General features: G+C 63.4%; 17 protein-coding genes and 1 tRNA gene. 9 read left to right on the top strand and 9 right to left on the bottom strand.

What is annotated here, in order from left to right; translation table 11 throughout:
• Window positions 1-37: 37 nt before the first annotated feature.
• Window positions 38-901, bottom strand: coding sequence for an acyl-CoA thioesterase II (gene tesB, locus QCM77_RS07525; protein ID WP_279682671.1), 864 nt, complete (start codon window positions 899-901; stop codon window positions 38-40).
• A 149-nt stretch (window positions 902-1,050) separates the two neighbouring features.
• Here tesB and QCM77_RS07520 point away from each other — a divergent pair, with 149 nt between their 5' ends.
• Complete coding sequence (locus tag QCM77_RS07520) at window positions 1,051-2,271, top strand: ubiquinone biosynthesis hydroxylase (RefSeq protein ID WP_279682670.1); 1,221 nt, start codon at window positions 1,051-1,053, stop codon at window positions 2,269-2,271.
• A 227-nt stretch (window positions 2,272-2,498) separates the two neighbouring features.
• Here the strand turns inward: QCM77_RS07520 and QCM77_RS07515 are convergent, their stop codons facing one another.
• Both QCM77_RS07515 and QCM77_RS07510 read right to left on the bottom strand, forming a co-directional pair.
• Window positions 2,499-2,696: a Trm112 family protein gene (locus QCM77_RS07515; RefSeq protein ID WP_007598651.1), complete on the bottom strand. Its 198-nt coding sequence runs from the start codon at window positions 2,694-2,696 to the stop codon at window positions 2,499-2,501.
• Window positions 2,697-2,762: 66 nt separating this feature from the next.
• Window positions 2,763-3,293 carry a TetR/AcrR family transcriptional regulator gene (locus tag QCM77_RS07510; protein WP_279682669.1) on the bottom strand — a complete coding sequence of 177 codons (531 nt, stop codon included), beginning with the start codon at window positions 3,291-3,293 and terminating at the stop codon, window positions 2,763-2,765.
• Window positions 3,294-3,399: 106 nt separating this feature from the next.
• Here QCM77_RS07510 and QCM77_RS07505 point away from each other — a divergent pair, with 106 nt between their 5' ends.
• The 4 genes from QCM77_RS07505 to QCM77_RS07490 all read left to right on the top strand — a co-directional run bounded on the left by QCM77_RS07505 (window position 3,400) and on the right by QCM77_RS07490 (window position 7,602).
• Complete coding sequence (locus tag QCM77_RS07505; RefSeq protein ID WP_279660214.1) at window positions 3,400-3,750, top strand: hypothetical protein; 351 nt, start codon at window positions 3,400-3,402, stop codon at window positions 3,748-3,750.
• A gap of 220 nt (window positions 3,751-3,970) precedes the next feature.
• The gene (locus QCM77_RS07500; protein WP_279660215.1) at window positions 3,971-4,249 is read left to right on the top strand and encodes a PepSY domain-containing protein; all 279 of its coding nucleotides are present in this window, start codon (window positions 3,971-3,973) and stop codon (window positions 4,247-4,249) included.
• 38 nt (window positions 4,250-4,287) lie between these two features.
• Entirely contained in the window at window positions 4,288-4,878 is a 591-nt protein-coding gene (locus tag QCM77_RS07495) for a cytochrome b/b6 domain-containing protein (RefSeq protein ID WP_279660216.1), read from the top strand.
• A gap of 222 nt (window positions 4,879-5,100) precedes the next feature.
• Window positions 5,101-7,602 carry an EAL domain-containing protein gene (locus tag QCM77_RS07490; protein ID WP_279682668.1) on the top strand — a complete coding sequence of 834 codons (2,502 nt, stop codon included), beginning with the start codon at window positions 5,101-5,103 and terminating at the stop codon, window positions 7,600-7,602.
• 12 nt (window positions 7,603-7,614) lie between these two features.
• Here the strand turns inward: QCM77_RS07490 and QCM77_RS07485 are convergent, their stop codons facing one another.
• Together QCM77_RS07485 and trxA are read right to left on the bottom strand one after the other, a co-directional pair.
• On the bottom strand, window positions 7,615-8,292 hold the full coding sequence (locus QCM77_RS07485; RefSeq protein ID WP_279682667.1) for an LON peptidase substrate-binding domain-containing protein: 678 nt from the start codon (window positions 8,290-8,292) through the stop codon (window positions 7,615-7,617).
• A gap of 87 nt (window positions 8,293-8,379) precedes the next feature.
• Window positions 8,380-9,303 (bottom strand): thioredoxin, encoded by a 924-nt coding sequence (gene trxA, locus QCM77_RS07480; protein ID WP_279682666.1) that lies wholly within the window; start codon window positions 9,301-9,303, stop codon window positions 8,380-8,382.
• Between the two features lie 270 nt (window positions 9,304-9,573).
• Here trxA and QCM77_RS07475 point away from each other — a divergent pair.
• The 4 genes from QCM77_RS07475 to QCM77_RS07460 all read left to right on the top strand — a co-directional run bounded on the left by QCM77_RS07475 (window position 9,574) and on the right by QCM77_RS07460 (window position 13,176).
• Window positions 9,574-9,648: transfer RNA gene (locus QCM77_RS07475), tRNA-Gly, on the top strand.
• Between the two features lie 76 nt (window positions 9,649-9,724).
• Complete coding sequence (locus QCM77_RS07470) at window positions 9,725-10,711, top strand: NAD-dependent epimerase/dehydratase family protein (protein ID WP_279682664.1); 987 nt, start codon at window positions 9,725-9,727, stop codon at window positions 10,709-10,711.
• A gap of 380 nt (window positions 10,712-11,091) precedes the next feature.
• Window positions 11,092-12,372: a PQQ-dependent sugar dehydrogenase gene (locus QCM77_RS07465; RefSeq protein ID WP_279682662.1), complete on the top strand. Its 1,281-nt coding sequence runs from the start codon at window positions 11,092-11,094 to the stop codon at window positions 12,370-12,372.
• A gap of 210 nt (window positions 12,373-12,582) precedes the next feature.
• Window positions 12,583-13,176, top strand: a complete 594-nt coding sequence (locus QCM77_RS07460) for a c-type cytochrome (RefSeq protein WP_279682660.1) — start codon at window positions 12,583-12,585, stop codon at window positions 13,174-13,176.
• 12 nt (window positions 13,177-13,188) lie between these two features.
• On the opposite strand, the gene panE is transcribed toward QCM77_RS07460, so the two are convergent.
• From panE to QCM77_RS07440, 4 genes are all read right to left on the bottom strand, one after another.
• The gene (panE, locus tag QCM77_RS07455) at window positions 13,189-14,112 is read right to left on the bottom strand and encodes a 2-dehydropantoate 2-reductase (RefSeq protein ID WP_279682659.1); all 924 of its coding nucleotides are present in this window, start codon (window positions 14,110-14,112) and stop codon (window positions 13,189-13,191) included.
• A 195-nt stretch (window positions 14,113-14,307) separates the two neighbouring features.
• Window positions 14,308-14,916, bottom strand: a complete 609-nt coding sequence (locus QCM77_RS07450; protein ID WP_279682657.1) for a 2-hydroxychromene-2-carboxylate isomerase — start codon at window positions 14,914-14,916, stop codon at window positions 14,308-14,310.
• A 94-nt stretch (window positions 14,917-15,010) separates the two neighbouring features.
• Window positions 15,011-16,360, bottom strand: a complete 1,350-nt coding sequence (locus QCM77_RS07445) for an MATE family efflux transporter (protein ID WP_279682656.1) — start codon at window positions 16,358-16,360, stop codon at window positions 15,011-15,013.
• A gap of 87 nt (window positions 16,361-16,447) precedes the next feature.
• Window positions 16,448-17,044 carry a DUF2239 family protein gene (locus QCM77_RS07440; RefSeq protein WP_279682654.1) on the bottom strand — a complete coding sequence of 199 codons (597 nt, stop codon included), beginning with the start codon at window positions 17,042-17,044 and terminating at the stop codon, window positions 16,448-16,450.
• Window positions 17,045-17,113: the final 69 nt, after the last annotated feature.

The following is a 17,113-nucleotide window of genomic DNA, read 5'->3' as shown; positions in this document are numbered from 1 at the left end:
CGAGAGGCATAAGCGCGATCGATCGCGCTTATGCCTCTTAGACTTTCCGCTCGCGCACGGAGCCTTCCTGCGCGACGGAGGCCACCAGCGTGCCGTCGGGCTTGAAGATCGAGCCGCGGGTCAACCCGCGGCCGCCTCGCGCGTTCGGGGAGTCCTGTGCGTAGAGCAGCCATTCGTCCGCGCGAAACGGACGGTGAAACCACATCGCGTGGTCGAGGCTCGCCGGCATCATGCGCTTGTCGAACAGTGTGCGGCCGTAGCGTGCCATGATCGCATCGAGCAGTGAGAAGTCCGAAGCATAGGCCAGCGCGCACATGTGCAGCGCCGGATCGTCCGGCAGCGTCGCCGCGGTCTTGATCCAGACATGGATGCGGCCGTCCTCGATCTTCTGGCCGAAATACCGGCCGAGCTCGACCGGGCGCAGCTCGATCGGACGGTCGGATTCATAGTAGCGGCGAATGAACTCCGGCATCTCCTTGAACATCGGCTGCTTCGCCACTTCCTCCGCCGTCAGCTTTTCCGGCGGCGGCACGTCGGGCATCTTGTCCTGATGGTCGAACCCGCTCTCCTCCTCGGCATGAAACGAGACCATGATCGAGAAGATCGCGTTGCCGTGCTGGATCGCGGTGACGCGGCGCGTCGAGTAGCTCTTGCCGTCGCGCAGGCGCTCGACCTGGTAGATGATCGGGATCTGCGGATCGCCCGGCAGGATGAAATAACAGTGCAGCGAATGCGGCAGCCGGCCCTCGACGGTACGGCAGGCCGCAACCATCGCCTGTCCGATCACTTGGCCGCCGAACACCCGCTGCCAGCTCGTTTTCGGGCTATTGCCGCGGAACAGGTTCACCTCGAGTTGCTCGAGGTCGAGGATCGAAATGAGGTCGATCAGGCTTTTGGACATGGTGGTGCTTTCAAAATGCCTCATCATTCCGGTTTCGCGCTTGCACGCGCCCCGGAATGACATCTCGGGCCGTTCCGCCCTTGTTTCACCGCACTGTTTCGCCCACCTCAAGTCTGCTAGCAAGACCAGGATTTAGCCGGGAATTGGGTATGTCAGTACAGGGTAGCATTGTCATCGGTGGCGGCGCGTTTGCAGGCCTTGCGCTAGCCCTGGCGCTGCGCCAGGGGCTCGGCCCCGAGATCCCCGTCATCGTCGCCGACCCCGCGCTCAGCACACGGCCGAGCCGCGACCCGCGCGCGACCGCGATCGTGGCTGCCTGCCGCCGCCTGTTCGAGGCGATCGGCGCCTGGGACGACGTCAGGGGCGAGGCGCAGCCGATCCTCGACATGGTCGTCACCGATTCAAAGCTGGAAGACGCCACCCGTCCGGCGTTCCTCAACTTTGCCGGCGACGTCGCGCCGGGCGAGCCCTTCGCGCATATGGTCGAGAACCGCCGCATGATCGATGCGCTGGTGGTGCGCGCCGAGGCCGAGGGCATCGATCTCCGCGCGACCACAGTGTCGTCTTACGACGCGCGGTCCGAGGGCATCGACGTGACGCTCGGTGACGGCAGTGTCATTGCGGCGAGCCTCCTGGTCGCGGCCGACGGTGCGAAGTCGAAACTGCGCGAGCGCGCCGGCATCGCCACCCATGGCTGGGAATACGATCAATCCGGCATCGTCGTCACCGTCGGCCATGAGCGCGATCACGAGGGCCGCGCCGAAGAGCATTTTCTGCCGGCGGGTCCGTTCGCGATCCTGCCGCTTTCGGGCAAGCGCTCCTCGCTGGTATGGACCGAGCGCCGCAGCGAAGCCGCGCGTATCATTGCGTTGAGCGATGAGAAATTTCACGGCGAGCTCGAGCAACGCTTCGGCCTGCATCTCGGCGAGGTGAAGGCGCTCGACAAGCCGCGCGCGTTTCCGCTGTCCTATTTCGTCGCGCGCTCCTTCATCGCCGAGCGTCTCGCGCTGGTCGGCGATTCCGCCCATGTCATCCACCCGATCGCGGGTCAGGGCCTCAACATGGGGCTGAAGGACGTCGCCGCGCTGGCCGAGGTCGTCGTCGATGCAGCGCGGCTCGGCATGGATCTCGGCGCGGCCGACGTGCTCGAACGTTACCAGCGCTGGCGCCGCTTCGACACGATGGCGATGGGCGTTGCCACCAACTCGCTGAACTTCCTGTTCTCCAATCGATCGACGCTGCTGCGCACCGTCCGCGACATCGGCCTCGGCCTCGTCGACCGTGCCCCGCCGCTGAAGAACCTGTTCATCCGCCAGGCCGCGGGTTTGACCGGTGAGATACCGCGGTTGTTGAAGGGCGAGGCGTTGTAGCGCGTTTAGAGAGCGATCGCCCCCCACTCTCCTCGTCGTCCCGGACAAGCGCGCCCCAGGCGCGCGCAGATCCGGGACCCATACTCCGCAGCAATAGTTTGCGGAGACCCGGAGTTGCCGGCTCGTGCAACAACGCAATTCGGTGGTTATGGGTCCTGGCCTTCGCCAGGACGACACCCAAAGTGTGGCGCGGTCATCGCGCCAAACGACCAGCGGGCTACACGCTCTCAATCGATCTTGCGCGCCTCTTCCGGCAGCATGATCGGGATGCCGTCGCGGATCGGATAGGCGAGCTTGGCGCTGCGCGAGATCAGCTCCTGCTTTGCGGAATCGAACTCCAGCGGGCCCTTGGTCAGCGGGCAGACCAGAATCTCCAGCAATTTGGGATCGACGCTGGCTTCGGGGCGTTCGGTGGGCGCGTTCATGGGGGTCTCCGGCGATCGGATTGCCTCTACCTAGCACAGAAAATCGCGGCCGCCCATCGCGGTCCGCTAGGCCAATACCATCCGCAGGATCTCGTCGAGCAGGCCCTGGAGTCGTGCCGCCGGCACCGGCGGGCCCGACAGGGCGAAGCCGAGGAAGGTCCAGTACAGGATTTGCGCGCGGGCTCGCGCCGCCGCCGCCTCGAGCCCGCGCTCCTCCAGCAGCCCTTCGATATAGTCGAGCCTGCGCCGGTCGATCGCACGCACCGCCGTTTGTGCCGCCGCATCGAAGGCCGCCCAGTTCCGCACCGCGCGCTCGAGGTCGAGCCGCGCGCCAAAAGTCCTGCGCAGCAGCGCTTTCAGCGGCTCGTCGCTGGCGGCTTCGACATCGGCGATGATCTGCTCGGCCGCGATCTCGCGCCAGCGCTTCAAGAGGGCCGCGTGGAATGCACCGAGATCGGCGAAATGCCAATAGAAGCTGCCGCGCGAGACGCCCATGACCTTCGCCAGCGGATCGGCCTTCAGCGCGGTGAAGCCGCTTCTGCCGAGCGCCTTCAGGCCCTCCTTGATCCAGTCATCGGCGGTCAGCTGTTCGGTCATCTTGGGTTCCAGATTCGAACCATACACTAGTGTATTGACAGGCGGCAGGCCAGCGCCTATCTCACCATACATAACTGTATGGACGAAGCTTCAGGGAACTCGGACGATGCGTGATCTCTTGCTCCAGTGTGCCGGCGCCGTGACCATTGCCGTGGCCTTCATCCATGGCATTCTCGGCGAGACCAAGGTCTTTGCCCGCGCCCGCATCGAGCCGGAACGGCTCCGCACCCTGATCCGCCTGGTCTGGCAGGCCTCGACCGTCGCCTGGATCGGCGGTGGTGTGCTCCTGATCGCGGCGCCCTGGATGGAATCGGAGCCGGCGCGCCACTGGATCGTCGTCACCATGGCCGGTGTGTTCGGCTTCTCCGCTTTCGCCAACGCATGGGCCACGCGCGGCCGGCATTTTGGATGGATGGCGCTCAGCGCCGTCGTGGCCATGGCGGTCGCCGGCTACTGAGCGGCGCCTCGGGATCAGCCTGTCATCAAACCGTGAGACGTAAGGCCGCAGCGTCGCCTCAAATGACGCGCTGCATACGGAGAGCGCTGATCTTTTTCGGATCGTTAGAATAAATCTAAAGCCAGCCGGCCCCGAACCGGATTGACTTCATCACGTGCTTTGCTTCCTTCGGTCCCGCTTCGCGCCAGGCGTTGCGCCCACGACAGAAGAGGAGACGTTCGTGAAGGTCATTCGTGTTGTTGCCATTGCATTGACGATCGGGATTGGCTCGGGGTCGGCGGCCGTGGCCGACGGTTTCAAGAACTGCACCAAGCTCGACAAGGCGTCGTGGAAGCCGGCGAGCGAAGCCGAAGCCAAGGCCAAGGCGCTCGGCTACGAGGTGCGGCGCTCCAAGATCGAAGGCTCGTGCTACGAGGTCTACGGCGTCAAGGAAGGCAAGGTGTACGAGCTGTTCTACAGCCCGGAAGATCTCAGCCTGAAGCACACCATCGCAAAGTAAACTGCACCAAGCGAACTCCACAAAGTAAGCTGACGCGTATGAAAGAAGCAGTGCCAGAGGCGCGCGGGGAGCCCACACGGGCCCCCGCGGATCGAACCGCTTCGCGGCAGGTCGAGGTCTGGGACCTCCCGCTGCGCCTCTGGCACTGGGTCCTCGCCGTCTGTGTCCTGGTCGCGTGGTTCACGCCCACCGTGTATGACGGACTTCACCGCATCGTCGGCTATACCGTGATCGCGCTTCTCGCCCTCCGTCTGGTCTGGGGTTTTTGGGGAAGCCGCTATTCGCGCTTCCGCATGGTCGGCGTCAGGCTTCGCGCCGCGCCAAGCTATCTCCTGAATCTGCGTCGCGGCATCACCGGCCGCTATATCGGGCTCAATCCCGCCGGCACCTTGATGCTGGTGGCGCTGCTGGCCTCGCTCGCGGTCTCGACGATATCAGGCGCGATGTCGGTGACCGTCACCTTCTTCGGCGTCTGGTGGATCGAGGACACCCACGCTTATGCATCGGACGCCGTCATCGTCCTCGTCGTGCTGCATGTGGTGGGCGTGGTGCTGATGGGACTTCTCCAGCGCGAGAACCTGATCCGCGCGATGATCACGGGTCGCAAACGCATCCGCAATCACACCTGAGCAGAGCTGGTTTGGTTCCAACCGATGGAGTCGCGGGCTCGCTTGACCGCGTAGTTTCACGGGAAATTGTCCCCTCCTCGTACAAGCTGCCGCCAAAGGGGCGCAATGGCTGACGTAACATTTACCTCCCGATAGGCATGCAACCGGAAATTGCGGAAAATTAACGCCGAGAAAGCCTGATCGGATCGATGCTCTAGAGTATTGACGAGGGAGGCGATTTCGATGTTCCGCGTTTTTACCTGCCTCACGGCAGAGCATGATTGGCGGCTTGTCATGCTCGCTGGTCTGGTGTGCTTCGCCGCAAGTATTGTAGCCGTCAGCATCTTTCATCGCGCGATCGCGTCGCGAGCTTGGACGCGGCTGATCTGGATTGCGATCGCCGGCGCCGCCATCGGCTATGGAATTTGGGCAACGCATTTTGTCGCAATGCTTGCCTACGAGCCCGGCGTCTCAACCGGTTACGGCATCGTTCTGACAGCTCTGTCGCTCGCCGCGGCGATGATCCTGACCTCAGGCGGTTTCGGCGTTGCCGTCAGCAATTCCCGCCGGTGGCGCGCGGCTGCCGGCGGCGGCATCATCGGCGCCGGTATTGCGAGCATGCACTATCTCGGCATGTGGGCCCTCGAAGTGCCTGGCCGCGTGACATGGTCGCCGGGGCTGGTGTTCGTCTCGATCGCCCTCGGCATGGTCCTGGCCTACGCTGCACTCGCGGTAGCCCTGGCCCGCAAGGACAAGTGGGGGACCTTCGTCGCGGCGCTGCTGCTGACGCTCGCAATCGTGTCGCATCATTTCACGGCCATGGGGGCCGTGCAGATCGTTCCAGACCCGACGCTGAACAGCAATACCCTGTCGCTTTCCCCGGCCTTCCTCGCCGTGGCAATTGCGGGTGTGGCTCTGTCAGTACTCGGGATGAGCTTTGTCGGCGTGCTGGCGGATCGCCGGCTTGCGACCAGAACCAGCAGACTCGAGGAAATCATCAGGGAGCTTTCGCTCGCCAGGCAACAGGTGGAAGATTCGCAAAAGGAAATCCACGACCAGAAGATCAGGCTGGACACGGCCATCAACAACATGGTCGAGGCCCTGTGCATGTTCGATGCGGAGAAGCGATTTGTCGTCTGCAACGAGCGTTATGCCGAACTCTATCGGCTGCCGCCGGAGCTGCTGAGAACGGGAACACCGCATACCGACATCATCAGGCATCGTATTGTGAACGGCATCCTCAAGGGCGACACCAGCGAGGGTGCTGCCGGGCAATTCATCTCGAAATTGGCCACGTTGCCGTTCGATGCAGTCTCGAGCAGGATCGACGAGTTTGCCGATGGTCGTTTGATCTGCGTGACGCGACAGCCAATGGCCGGCGGCGGCTGGGTGGCCACGCATCTCGATGTCACCGAGCAACGCCGGTCCGAGGCCAAGATCACTCATATGGCGCAACATGATGCGTTGACCGATCTGCCAAATCGCGTGCTGCTCAGGGAGCGGATGGAGCACGCCATTGCAGTTTCGCGCAACGGCGGCCTTGATCTGGCCGTGCTCATCCTGGACCTCGATCGCTTCAAGGAAGTCAACGACACGCTTGGACATCCGGCGGGAGACTCCCTGCTGCGCGCCGTCGCGGCACGTTTGCGCGAATGCACCTCGGAAACCGCGTTGATCGCTCGGCTGGGCGGCGACGAGTTCGCGGTAATCGATTACGTGACCAACCCGGCCGTGGAGGCCGCAACCCTTGCCGAGAAAATCAGAAAGGCGCTTTGCGAACCCTTCGATCTCGGCGATCACCAGGTCACGGTGGGCACCAGCATCGGCATTGCCATCGCACCGCGCGATGGCAACGATTCCGATGTGATCATGAAGAGTGCGGATCTCGCCCTCTACTCGGCCAAGAGTGGCGGTCGTGGTGCATTCCGTTTCTTCGAGCCGGAACTCGACCAGCTCATGCATGCGCGCCGCAACCTGGAGCGCGACATGCGGGATGCGCTTGCTGGAGGTCAATTCGAGCTCCACTACCAGCCATTCGTCAATGCCGCGACCGGCAAGACCAGTGGCTTCGAGGCCTTGCTACGCTGGCATCACCCGCAGCGAGGTCTGGTCATGCCCGGCGAGTTCATTCCGCTTGCGGAGGAGACCGGCTTGATCGTGCCACTGGGAGAATGGGTCTTGAGGACCGCCTGTGCGGAAGCCGCCAAATGGCCCGCCCATCTCATGATCGCGATCAACCTGTCTCCCGCTCAATTCAGGAGCAAGGAGCTTGTCCCGGTCATTATCAGCGCGCTGGCGAGCTCGGGAGTTGCGCCGCACAGGCTCGAGCTCGAGGTTACCGAGACGGTGATCATGCATGACAGCGAAGCGGTGTTCGCAGTACTCGGCCAACTGCGCGAGCTCGGTGTGCGAATCGCCCTGGACGATTTCGGCACCGGCTATTCGTCGCTGAGCTTTCTGCAAAGGTTCCCATTCGACAAGATCAAGATCGACCGCAGTTTCGTCAACGAACTCTCCAGCGAGAACGCAGAGGCGCACCATCTCGCGCGAGCAGTGGTTCGTTTCGCAGTCAGCCTCGGCAAGACGACGACCGCCGAAGGCGTCGAAACGAAGGCGCAGCTGGACATCCTCCGTGAAGAGGGGTGTGTCGAAACGCAAGGCTACTATTTCAGCCGGCCGATGCCTGCATCCAGCATCGCCAAGATGCTGCGGCGAGGTGCAGGAAGAGCCGTCCGCGCTGCGTGAGCATTCAGGCCGCTACTGCAGCGGCGGATCGCCGCTGGTGCGCTTCTTGGCGAGGTCCATCTCGGTGACGGCGATCAGGATTTCGGCGCGGATCTTCAGGTCCGGCGCTTCCAGCATCGCTTGCTTCTCGGCCACGCCATAGGGCGACATCATCGCCAGCGCGTTGACGAGCGCTTCGTTGGGTGCGCTCTCGACGCCCTCCCAGTCGACCTTGAGGTTGTTGGCCTTCAAAAAGTCCGCCAGTACCGTCAGCAGCGCTTCGCGATCGACCTCGTCCTCGCCCATGCGCGGCGTGAAGTCGTCGACGAAGGCGAAGAAATCCACCTTGCACTGCCGGTAGGCGGTGAGCACTTCGAGCTCCTCGACCACCTTGAAGCGCGAGACGCCGGTGAGCTCGAGGATGTAGCGGCCGTCGCCGGATTCGGCGAGCTGGGTGATGCGGCCGACACAGCCGACGCTGAACAGCGCCGGCTTGTCGGAATTCTTGGGCGAGTGCGCGATGTCGGGCTGGATCATGCCGATCAGGCGATGGCCGTCGCGGAAGGCATCGTCGATCATCGCGAGGTAGCGCGGCTCGAAGATGTTGAGCGGCATCTGCCCGCGCGGCAGCAGCAGCGCGCCCGGCAACGGAAATACCGGAACGATCTCCGGAAGGTCGGCGGGCCCGCGATATTCGATGTTGATCGGCATCTGCCCGGTCCCCTGGCCTTGCTAGCGCATGATCCGGAAAAGTGTGCAGCGGTTTTCCGAACAGATCATGCGCAAAAAATGCGCGCCCTATGAAAACAGGATGATCGACAGGCGCTTGCGTCCCTCGACGGTTGCATCGTCGGTGCCGCCCCAGGCCTCGAAGAACTGGACGAGCTGCTTGCGCGCGCCGTCGTCGTTCCATTTGCGGTCGCGTTTGACGATCGCGAGCAGCTGCTCGGTGGCCGCCGAGCGGTTGCCCTGCGCGTTGAGCGCGGTCGCGAGGTCGAATCGGGCCTGATGATCGAGCGGGTTTGCGGCGACTTTCTGTTCCAGCTCGGCGACAGGTCCCAGCGATTCGGCCTGCTCGGCGAGATCGATCGCGGTCTGCACGGCTTTCACCGCGGGGTCGTTGCGCTTGGATTCCGGCACTATGGCCAGCGTCTGCTTGGCCTGCTCCATCGCGCCGGTGGCGGCGTAGCATTTCGCGAGCCCGGCAAGCGCGGCGATGTTGGTCGATTCATGCTGCAGCACTTCTGCGTAGATCTGGGCGGCCGCAGCGGCATCGCCCTCGGCGAGCACGGCCTCGGCCTCTTGCAGGATTTCGGCGACATTCGGCTCACCCGGCGCGGTCACGCCCTTGGTCAGCTTTTCGATGAAGGCATTGAGCTGGCTCTCCGGCACCGCACCCATGAAGCCATCGGCCGGCTGGCCGTTGACGAAGGCGATCACCGCCGGAATCGACTGGATTCCCATCTGGCCCGGGATCGCCGGGTGCTGGTCGATGTTCATCTTGACCAGCTTGACCTTGCCCTTGGCCGCCTTGACCGCCTTTTCCAGCACGGGCGTCAGCTGCTTGCACGGGCCGCACCATTCCGCCCAGAAGTCGATCAGCACCGGCTGGCGCTTCGATTCTTCGATGACGTCCTTCACGAAGGTCTGGGTGGTGGTGTCCTTGATCAGATCGGTCGCAGCCGGGCCCGCCGCTCCGTTACCCTGGTCGATGATCGTCACGGGATCCCCTCGTCTAACTGGAATGGCGGGTCTTTAGCACGCCGCCAATTCATATGCTTCGCTGTTGGCCCTAAATTGGGCCGGGGCGGCCGAATTTCAATCCGTGCGCGCCGATTCGGCGGTTCCAGGGCGTTTTTGGGTGATTTGGCCGCGTTCGGGTTCATATCGGGCCTCCGATTGCGAATCTATGCCGCCGGTAGCTGTTGCATTCCCCTCCCGCTTTTGGCATACGACAGCCGTTGCCGGCGCGTCATGCGACCGACACAGGATGCGGGTGTAGCTCAGTGGTAGAGCACGACCTTGCCAAGGTCGGGGTCGAGGGTTCGAGCCCCTTCGCCCGCTCCAATTTTTCCCAAAGCATCCAGCCAATCCGGACGGGTACGTGGTTTTCCACGCCGCTGGCGGCTGTATTGGGTCTCGAATGACAATTCTGGTCACGGGCAGCGCCGGCCATCTCGGGGAGGCCCTTCTCCGCACGCTCCGCGGGCGCGGATTACCTGTGCGCGGGATCGACCTGAAGCTATCGCCCTTCACCGATGCCGTCGGTTCGATCGTCGATCCCGATTTCGTACGGGGCCAGATGGACGGTGTCACCGCGGTGATCCACACCGCGACGCTGCACAAGCCGCATGTGGCGACCCACTCCAAACAGGATTTTGTCGACACCAACGTCACCGGCACGCTCAACCTGCTCGAGGCGGCCGTGGCTGCTGGCGTGCGCAGCTTTGTCTTCACCAGCACCACCAGCGCATTCGGCTCGCAGCTCCAGCCGGAAGCGGGCCAAGCCGCGGTGTGGGTCACCGAAGACCTGCCGCCTGTGCCCAAGAACATCTACGGCACGACCAAGCTGATGGCGGAGAACCTGTGCGAGCTGTTCTGTCGCGAGCGCGGCCTGCCTGTCGTGGTCTTGAGGACCTCGCGCTTCTTCCCGGAAGACGATGACGATCCGGCGATGCGATCGGCTTACGCGCTGGACAACACGCAGGCCAACGAGTTGCTCTATCGCCGGCTGGATATCGCGGACGCGGTGAGCGCCCATCTGCTCGCCGTCGAGCGCGCGCCGCAGATCGGTTTTGCCCGCTACATCGTGTCGGCCACGAGCCCGTTCGAGCAGCGCCATCTCGCGGCGCTGGCACGTGATGCGGCCGATGTCGTGCGCGAGCACTATCCGGATTGTGCGAAGCTCTATGCGGCGCGCGGCTGGCGACTGTTCCCCGAGATCGACCGTGTCTATGTCAACGATCGCGCGCGGCGCGAGCTGGGCTGGCGGCCCGAATTCGACTTCGCGCATGTCCTGAACTGCCTTCGCGATGGCCGCGATTTTCGCAGCACGCTGGCGCGCGAGGTCGGGTCGAAAGGCTATCATGACACGGTGTTTGGCGTTGGTCCTTACCCCGTCGCCCCGTAGTCGCCGCCTTTGCTAATTTGCTCGACGCGTCAGATGTCTACCCGGAGTCACCGGGAGCAAGATGGCCTGGGCGCTTCTACTGTGCATGGGGTTGTTTTCGCGTTTTTTTGTTCACGCTCCCTCCTGCTGCCTGCAAATTAGCCACGCGTCATCTTGATTCCGCGCTGCAGCGAGCGCGTTGCCGTTGCGGCGTTCCGCCCTCGTTGACATTCCGTCTCAATTTTTATTGCGCGCAACTGCAGCGCACGCGGCGCGCTTCTCACCGTTCGCAGATGTGCTAACCTTTTTGCGTCTGCCTCTCGACAGACCCAAACTTCGCCTCTCGACTAGCAAAACAAAATAACGTGCAGCCCTGATGGCTGCCTTAGGGGAGTGACGCGATGAAATTCCATCGATCCGTCTTTCAATCCGTCCTGGCGCTTGCAGCGGTTGCCCTTCTTGCGGGGACAAGCGCCGGTCACGCGCAGCAGCAGGACAAGAACAAGCCGCTGAAGAAATACGAATCCGGCACCAAGGAATTCTGGACCCATCCGCCGGACGACTGGTTCCTCGGCGACGAGACCGAGGCGCAGAAGGGCCTGGCGCCGCCGTCGGGGCCGCCGACCGGCGCGTCGGAGGCCGAACTCGCCGCGATGATGAAGAAGATCAAGCTGCCGCCCGGCTTCAAGATCGAGGTCTATGCGCCCGGCGTCCTCGCGGCGCGGCAGATGGCCTGGGGTGACAAGGGCACGCTGTTCGTCGGCTCGTTCGGCCTCGGCAACGTCTATGCGATCAAGGACAACAACGGCAAGAAGGAGGTCAAGACCATCCTGAAGGGGCTGAACATGCCCACTGGTCTGGCCTTCAAGGACGGCGCGCTCTACGTCATCGCGGTCGACAAGCTGATCCGCTACGACGATGCCGAAGCCAAGATGGATAATCTCGGCGAGGGCAAGGTCGTCTATGACGACATGCCGTCCTATGCCGCGCATGGCTGGAAATACATCGCGGTCGACAAGGAAGGCTGGTTCTACCTGCCGTTCGGACCGCCCTTCAACGTCGGCGTGCCCCCGACCAGCGTGTCGCAAATCCGCCGCGTCGATCCCAAGACCGGCAACGCCGAAGTCTATGCGCTCGGCGTCCGCAACTCGGTCGGCGGCGACGTCGATCCGCGTACCGGCAAATACTGGTTCACCGAGAACGCGCGCGACTGGATCAGCGACGATCTACCCAGCGACAAGCTGAACATGATCTCGAAGATCGGCGAGCACTTTGGCTATCCCTATTGCCACCAGGGTGACCTGCCCGATCCGAAGTTCGCGATGGGCCACAAGTGCTCGGAGTTCACGCCGCCCGTGCTGAATCTCGGCGCGCATGTCGCTCCGCTCGGCATGAAGTTCTATACCGGCGACCAATTCCCCGCCGAGTACAAGAACAACATCCTGATCGCCGAGCACGGCTCCTGGAATCGTCACAAGTACCAGGGCGGCCGCATCATGCGCGTGATCGTCGGGCCCGACGGCAAGAACGCCAAGCAGGAAGTGTTCGCCTCCGGCTGGATCGAGGGCGACCAGGGCTATCTCGGCCGTCCCGACGACATCATCCTCGCCAAGGACGGCTCGATCCTCGTCGCCGACGATTGGGCCGGCGCGATCTACCGCATCAGCTACAGCAAGAAGTAGCGCGACACGAGAAGGAGGCTGCGACCGGGTGACGGCCGCAGCCTCTTTTGTTTTAATATCTCCCGCTGTCGTCCCGGATCGCGGGTTGGCGCGAGTCCGGAACCCATAACCCCGGCTGGTGGTTATGAATTCCCCAGATGCGCAATTGCGCATCGTAGCTCGTGCTTCGCGCGCCCTGAATGACGAGCTCGATAGATCGGAACGACCCCCATGCGCCGTCAGTCTTGTTCGTACACAATCGGCGCGCTATCGCTCGCGGCGTTCGCATTCGTCCCAGCCCAGGCCGCCGACAATGCCGCGATCAAGGAGAAGGCCGCCGTCTGCTCCGGTTGTCACGGCGAGAACGGCATTTCGCAGACGGAGAACATCCCTTCGCTCGCCGGCCAGCCCGATCAATTCACCCAGTGGCAGCTGGTGTTCTTTCGCGCCGGCTCGCGCAAGAACGACCAGATGCAGCCCATCGCCGAGGAAATCAGCAACGAAGACGTCCGCAATCTCGGCGCCTATTTCGCTGCGATGACGCCGCCGAAGGCAGCGGAAGACGGGGATCCGGACCTGTCGAAAAAGGGCGCGCAAGTTGCCGTCGGCCGCCGCTGCGCCTCATGCCACACCGATAGCTTTGCCGGCACCAAGGCCGTCGCGCGGCTCGCGGGCCAGCGCGAGGAATACCTCGTCAAGGCGCTACATGATTACAAGAGCAGCCAGCGCGTCGGCGGCGGAGGCGCCGCGATGGCCGATGTCGCCTATCACATGAGCGATGAGGAAATCACCGCCGTCTCGCACTATCTCGCGTATTTCAAATAGCGGAAGGTGCGGCTACCCCGCCCGCTGCTTCTCATACGCCTTCAAATGCGTATACGCGATGCGTAGCTTCGGCACCGGCACCTTGGCGGCATCGGCGCGCGCGATGAGGTCGCCGATGACGTGATCGGCCTCGACCGGCAGGCCAGCCTTGACGTCGCGGAACATCGAGGCCGTCATCGGCGAGCCCTCGGTGGTGAGGTTGCCCTTCACCCGTTCGAAGAACGGCCCGCCCGGCGTGTAGCCTGACGCGGTGGCGATCGCGCTGGTCTCGTCCAGCATGCCGAGCAGGAAATCCCTGCCGCCGGGGGCGGCGAGGATGTTGCCGACGGAGGTGCGCATCAGGCTGGTGGACGCCGCAAGCGAGGAGAGGAACACCCACTTCTCCCACATGTCCTGCATGATGTTCTGGCTGGCCGTGGCACCATTGATGCCGCTCTTGAAGGCCTCGTCGATCGCCTTGACGCGATCCGACTGCTTGCCGTCGCGCTCGCCGTAAGTGATCGCCTGCATCGGCTGGAGCTGCACCACCTCGCGCTTCTCGTTCAGCGTCGCGGCGATGGCGCAGAGGCCGCCGAGCACGCGCTCCTTGCCGAACTTGCCGTCGAGAATATCGAGATGCTTCATGCCGTTGAGCATCGGGATGATCGCCGTATCGGGCCCGACCGCCGCCGCGAACGACTTGATGGCGTCATCGAGATCGAACGCCTTGCAGCTCAAGAGCACGACGTCGAAATTGTCCTTGAGCTTGTTGGCCTCGACCCGCGGCGGGTCCTTCAGCGTCACGTCGCCATTCGGGCTCTTGATGACGAGGCCGGTGCTTGCGAGCTCGCTGGCGCGCCGCGGCCGGACCAGGAAGGTGACGTCGCGGCCGGCCTGCAACAGCCTGCCACCAAAATAGCCGCCGATGGCGCCGGCGCCGACCACGAGGATACGCATGGGATTGTCCTTGTTGTTGCTCTTATCGCTTCTTGGACGTCGTCCTGGCGAAAGCCAGGACCCATTACCCCGACTGCATGTTGCCGGACAAGCTGTACTCCAGCTTAGCGCAACAACGACGACTTGTGCTTATGGGTCCTGGCTTTCGCCAGGACGACGTCGAGGAGATTGCTCGGTTCCCCTACTTCAAGAAAATCACTTCCCCGACATCATCTCCTCGACCTCGCGCAGCTGCTCCTTGCCGAAGAACATCTCGCTGCCGACGAAGAAGGTCGGCGAGCCGAACGCGCCGCGCGCAACCGCCTCCTCGGTGTTCTTGATCAGTCTGCCCTTCACTTCGGGCTCCTGGGCGCGGGCGAACAGTTTTTGGGCGTCGAGCCCGGAAGACGCCAGCGCCTTCGCCGCGATTTCGGGATCGTCCATCTTCTTCGGCTCGCGCCACATGTGGTGGAAGGCGGCCTCGACATATGTCTCGAACACGCCTTCGAGCTGCGCCGCGATCGCCGTGCGCATCAGGTTCAGGGTGTTGACGGGGAAGAACGGATTCATGACATAGGACGGGACATTGAAGCGCTTGACGAAGCGCTCGGTCTCGACCGCCTGGAACTCCCGCTTGTTCTTGACGCCGGCAAGCGTCTCGGCCGGCGACTTGTTGTTGGTCGACTTGAAGATGCCGCCGAGCAGGATCGGCAAATATTCGAACTTGACGCCGATGCGCTGCTCGATCGCCGGGATCGCGAGATGACTGAGATAGGCGTTCGGGCTGCCGAAATCGAACAGGAACTGCGGGGCTGTGCGGGTCAAAATCGTTCTCCCTGACATCGCTTTTCCGCATTGTGGCGCAGCGCGCGCCACGGGTCCACCGTTTAATGATGGTCGTAATCTCTTGATGATCCCGTCAGATCAGACGCCGAATCGTCCGCTTGCGCCACACCAGAAGGTAATAGCCCATCTGCAAAAGGAACATGGCGCAGAACACGATCGGATAGGCGACCCACACACCCTGGAGGCCGATCGTGCGGCTGAGCATCATCGCGGCAGGTAGCTCGATCGCCACGATGGTCAAGATGGAGAGCAGCATTGGCGTCAGCGCCACGCCGGCAGCGCGCATCGCGCCGGAAAATACTGTCGCCAGGCCGAACGGCACCGAGCTCCACAGCGCGATGCGGAGCAGGCCCTTCGCCAGATCGAGCACGGTGTCGTCAGTGATGAAGATACCGAGCACGGCGCGCGGCGCGAGATAGATCAGCGCCACCAGCCCGCCGGTCAGGACGATGTTGAACATGAGGCCGGTGCGCACGATGCCATCGAGCCGCGTTCTGTCGCCGCGGCCGACCGCCTGCGCGCCGAGGATCGAGACCGCGATTGAAATCGACATCGCCGTGAACTGCGTGTAACCCATCACCTGGTTGACCGCGCCATAGGCGGCGGTGGCCTCGGACCCGAAGCCGTTGACGAGGCCGAGCAGCACCAGCTCGGCGATCGCCATCACCACCATGCCGATCGCGCTCGGCAGTCCTATGCCGAGGATTTGTCCCAGCACCACACGATTGAGCCGGAGATGACGCAGCAGTGCGGCGTCCGGTGCCAACGCATGCTTCTTCCGCAGCAGATAGGCGGCCAGCGCGATCAGCGTCAGCGCGTTGGCGATCGCCGCCGCCCAGGCCGGGCTGGTGATGCCCGCCGCCGGCAATCCGAACGACCCGTGGATCAGGATCGGCGTCAGGATCAGGCCGATGACGGTCGACAATGCCAGCGCCAGCAGCGGCGTCATCGCGTCGCCGACGCCGCGGATCATCGCCGTCATCAGCAGGAAGACGAAGCCGAGCGGCATGGTGAACAGCATGATTCGGGCATAGGCGCTGGCCTGGTCGAGAATGTCCGCGGGGGTGGCAAGCATCATCATCAATTGCCGGCTGAAGAGCCCGCCGACCAGCGCAATCGATATCGACAGCAACAGGCCGACCGCGAGCGTCGTGCCCACCACAATCTTGATCCGGCTCTGCTCGCCCGCACCATAGGCCTGGCCGATCAGGACCGTGGCGCCGGTGCTCAGCCCCATGACGAAACCGAACAGGAAGAACATCACCGGGAAGAACACCGACACCGACGCCAGCGCGTCGACGCCGATCATCTGGCCGAGATAGACGTTGCTGACAGTGCCGAACAGAGATTGCAGCGCATTGCTCAGCATCAACGGCACGAGGAAGCGGAGGAACGTCGTCCAGAGCGGTTTGGAGGCGGGCATGGATTTGTCTTTCATCAGGGCATGCGAAACCGTTGCCACGCGAAGCACGCGTGGCCCGGCTGTCGATGGGGTTGTGAGAAGGCGCGCCTAGGCGCGGTCGCTATAGGCGAGCTTGACGATGTGGTCGCGGATGTCGGCGGGCCAATCTGCGATCAGTCCGGTGAAGCGCCGCCGGTCGTCCGCGAACAAAGCGCGCGAAGCTTCCTCGAATTGCGGCAGGTTGCCGGCCATGGTCGACATGAAGTGATAGGCCGCATCGCGCGCCTGCCGCTCGCGGTCCTTGTCGCCGCTCGCGCGCCGCGCCTCTTCGACGAGTTTGCGTAGCGCGACCGAGGCGCCGCCTGCTTGTGCGTTGAGCCACTCCCAGTGCCGCGGCAGCAACGTCACCTCGCGCGCGACCACGCCGAGCTTCGGCCGGCCGCGGCCGCGCGGCTCGCTGAGTTGTGTGGTCTCCTCAACTGGGGGCGGGACCAGCTTTGCCAGCCGCGCCAGCACCTCGCGATCGCCGCCGCGCAGATCGAAGTCGATCGATCGGCCGGTGTCGTCCTCGAAGATGATGATGGGCTCGTCGGGCGGTGGGACGATCCGCTTGACGACCAGCGCGACCTCTCCTGCCGGCCCAGACACCAGACGGCGCTGCCCTTGGAAGGCGGTGAAAATCTTTTGCATTGGAATCATTGCCATATTGGTCAAGTTGGCGACTTTAATACCCGGGTAAATTCGTTGCGTCAATATACCCGGGTGAAAATATCC

Source organism: Bradyrhizobium nivariense, assembly GCF_029846695.2.
Taxonomy (GTDB): domain Bacteria; phylum Pseudomonadota; class Alphaproteobacteria; order Rhizobiales; family Xanthobacteraceae; genus Bradyrhizobium.
This window is presented reverse-complemented; position numbering and strand designations above follow the sequence as displayed.

Excerpts from the sequence above, each read along its gene's own strand:
- tesB (WP_279682671.1), bottom strand. The coding sequence starts at position 901 with ATGTCCAAAAGCCTGATCGACCTCATTTCGATCCTCGACCTCGAGCAA.
- QCM77_RS07520 (WP_279682670.1), top strand. The coding sequence starts at position 1,051 with ATGTCAGTACAGGGTAGCATTGTCATCGGTGGCGGCGCGTTTGCAGGC.
- QCM77_RS07515 (WP_007598651.1), bottom strand. The coding sequence starts at position 2,696 with ATGAACGCGCCCACCGAACGCCCCGAAGCCAGCGTCGATCCCAAATTG.
- QCM77_RS07510 (WP_279682669.1), bottom strand. The coding sequence starts at position 3,293 with ATGACCGAACAGCTGACCGCCGATGACTGGATCAAGGAGGGCCTGAAG.
- QCM77_RS07505 (WP_279660214.1), top strand. The coding sequence starts at position 3,400 with ATGCGTGATCTCTTGCTCCAGTGTGCCGGCGCCGTGACCATTGCCGTG.
- QCM77_RS07495 (WP_279660216.1), top strand. The coding sequence starts at position 4,288 with ATGAAAGAAGCAGTGCCAGAGGCGCGCGGGGAGCCCACACGGGCCCCC.
- QCM77_RS07490 (WP_279682668.1), top strand. The coding sequence starts at position 5,101 with ATGTTCCGCGTTTTTACCTGCCTCACGGCAGAGCATGATTGGCGGCTT.
- QCM77_RS07485 (WP_279682667.1), bottom strand. The coding sequence starts at position 8,292 with ATGCCGATCAACATCGAATATCGCGGGCCCGCCGACCTTCCGGAGATC.
- QCM77_RS07470 (WP_279682664.1), top strand. The coding sequence starts at position 9,725 with ATGACAATTCTGGTCACGGGCAGCGCCGGCCATCTCGGGGAGGCCCTT.
- QCM77_RS07465 (WP_279682662.1), top strand. The coding sequence starts at position 11,092 with ATGAAATTCCATCGATCCGTCTTTCAATCCGTCCTGGCGCTTGCAGCG.
- QCM77_RS07460 (WP_279682660.1), top strand. The coding sequence starts at position 12,583 with ATGCGCCGTCAGTCTTGTTCGTACACAATCGGCGCGCTATCGCTCGCG.
- panE (WP_279682659.1), bottom strand. The coding sequence starts at position 14,112 with ATGCGTATCCTCGTGGTCGGCGCCGGCGCCATCGGCGGCTATTTTGGT.
- QCM77_RS07445 (WP_279682656.1), bottom strand. The coding sequence starts at position 16,360 with ATGCCCGCCTCCAAACCGCTCTGGACGACGTTCCTCCGCTTCCTCGTG.
- QCM77_RS07440 (WP_279682654.1), bottom strand. The coding sequence starts at position 17,044 with ATGGCAATGATTCCAATGCAAAAGATTTTCACCGCCTTCCAAGGGCAG.